Origin of the sequence: Lentzea albidocapillata (genome assembly GCF_000719115.1) — a bacterium.
Classification (GTDB): domain Bacteria; phylum Actinomycetota; class Actinomycetes; order Mycobacteriales; family Pseudonocardiaceae; genus Lentzea; species Lentzea albidocapillata.
Map to the genome: position 1 here is coordinate 1 of NZ_JOEA01000054.1, position 1,923 is coordinate 1,923.

General features: G+C 69.7%; 2 protein-coding genes and 1 pseudogene. All 3 read left to right on the forward strand.

Annotated elements, in window-relative coordinates; all coding sequences use genetic code 11:
• A pseudogene (locus IG04_RS46145) lies at window positions 1-918 on the forward strand (heavy metal translocating P-type ATPase); the annotation flags it as partial.
• Window positions 919-1,031: 113 nt separating this feature from the next.
• Window positions 1,032-1,664 carry an alpha/beta fold hydrolase gene (locus IG04_RS0141695; protein WP_084590050.1) on the forward strand — a complete coding sequence of 211 codons (633 nt, stop codon included), beginning with the start codon at window positions 1,032-1,034 and terminating at the stop codon, window positions 1,662-1,664.
• A 103-nt stretch (window positions 1,665-1,767) separates the two neighbouring features.
• Window positions 1,768-1,923: BlaI/MecI/CopY family transcriptional regulator (locus IG04_RS0141700; RefSeq protein ID WP_030482260.1), on the forward strand; the 156-nt coding region annotated here is incomplete at its 3' end.

The following is a 1,923-nucleotide window of genomic DNA, read 5'->3' on the forward strand; positions in this document are numbered from 1 at the left end:
CGACGGCGTGATCGAGGAGGGCAGCTCGGCGATCGACGCGAGCATGCTCACCGGCGAGTCGGTGCCGGTCGAGGTCACCACCGGTGACGCGGTCGTCGGCGCCACGGTCAACGCGGGCGGGCGGCTCGTCGTGCGCGCCACCCGCATCGGTGCGGACACTCAGCTCGCGCAGATGGCGAAGCTCGTCGAGGACGCGCAGAGCGGCAAGGCCGAGATCCAGCGCCTGGCCGACCGGGTCTCCGCGGTGTTCGTGCCGATCGTGATCGCGCTCGCTACCGGAACACTGGCGTTCTGGCTCGGTGCGGGCACGGGTGCCTCGGCGGCCTTCACCGCCGCCGTCGCCGTGCTGATCATCGCTTGCCCGTGCGCGCTCCGGTGACCTCAGGGCAGATGAGCCTGGTCGAGGTCCACGCGGCAGACGGCGTGACCGAGGAGGAGGTGCTGCGCCTGGCCGGTGCGCTGGAGCACGCCTCCGAGCACCCGATCGCCAGGGCGATCGCCACTGGCGCCACCGAACGTGTCGGTGAACTGCCTGCTGTGGAGGGCTTCCAGAACCTGGAAGGCCTTGGCGTACAGGGCGTCGTCGGCGAGAACGCCGTCCTCGTGGGCCGCGCTCGCTTGCTGGAGGAGTGGAGCGTCCGGCTCAGCGAGGAGCTCGTCACCGCGAAGAAGGAGGCGGAGGACAAGGGCCGCACCGCGGTACTCGTGGCCTGGGACGGCGAAGCGCGCGGCGTGCTGGTCGTGGCCGACACGGTCAAGCCCACCTCGGCCGAGGCGATCGCGGGTCTGCGTGGCCTCGGACTGCGGCCGGTGCTGCTGACCGGCGACAACGAAGCCGTCGCCAGGGCCGTGGCCGCCGAGGTCGGGATCGACGAGGTCATCGCCGCCGCGATGGCGTTCTCGTCTGTCTTCGTCGTGAGCAACAGCCTGCGGCTGCGGGGCTTCCGCAGCGCGAACAAGCAGACCGTCTGACCCGGTGGGCCGGCTCGCACGTCAGCGAGCCGGCCCACCTCCACGCTGAGGGGGCAGTGATGCAGGACACCTACGACCAGCGCGGCCACGGACACTCGACGGGCCGCCCGACAGCCGGCGACTACCGCTTCGAGAACTTCACCCTCGACCTGCTCGCCCTGCTGGACGAGCTGGACCTCGACGAGCCGATCGACTTCATGGGCTCCTCGCTGGGCTGCGACGTCGCGTTGCGCGCCGCCATCACCGCGCCCGGCCGCTTCCGCCGCCTCGTGCTGATCATCCCGCCGGCGGCGTGGGAGGTGGGTCCGAACCAGACGAGGCAGTGGTACACCGACAACGCCGAGGCCATCGAGTCACGCGGCGCCGTGCACTGGCGGGAAGAGTGGGCCAAGAGGGAACCTTTGCCGATCTTCGCCGACTACCCGGCCTTCGACCTGACCCCCGACATCCCGGACGAGCTGCTCGCACCGATCCTGCGCGGCATCGGCGAGTCGGACCTTCCGACGCCTGAAGATGTCGCGGCGCTGCCTCATCCGGCACTGATCCTCACGTGGGACACCGACCCGTTACACCCGGTGTCGACGGCGGAACGGCTGCACGAACTGCTGCCCGACTCGACCCTGCATGTCTCGACCACCGTCGCCGACGTGCAGACCTGGACGAACCGCATCACTGACTTCCTGGCTGGATAGGCCGCCGCAGGCTCAGGCATCCCGTGACAGGACAGATCAAGACGCTCGGTCCGATCACTGCGGCGACACGGCATACTTCTCAGTCTGCGAAAGGGTGTGGACGATGCGCGGGCTGGGTGAGCTGGAAGCCGCGGTGATGGACGTGCTGTGGCACGCCCGAGAGCCGCTCAAGGTGCGCCAGGTGCTGGAACGGCTGGACACCGGCAAGCAACTCGCCTACACCACCGTGCTCACCGTGCTGGACAACCTGCACCGCAAG

Bases quoted from the DNA above. Each gene is read 5' to 3' on its own strand.
- IG04_RS0141695 (WP_084590050.1), top strand. From the start codon at position 1,032: ATGCAGGACACCTACGACCAGCGCGGCCACGGACACTCGACGGGCCGC.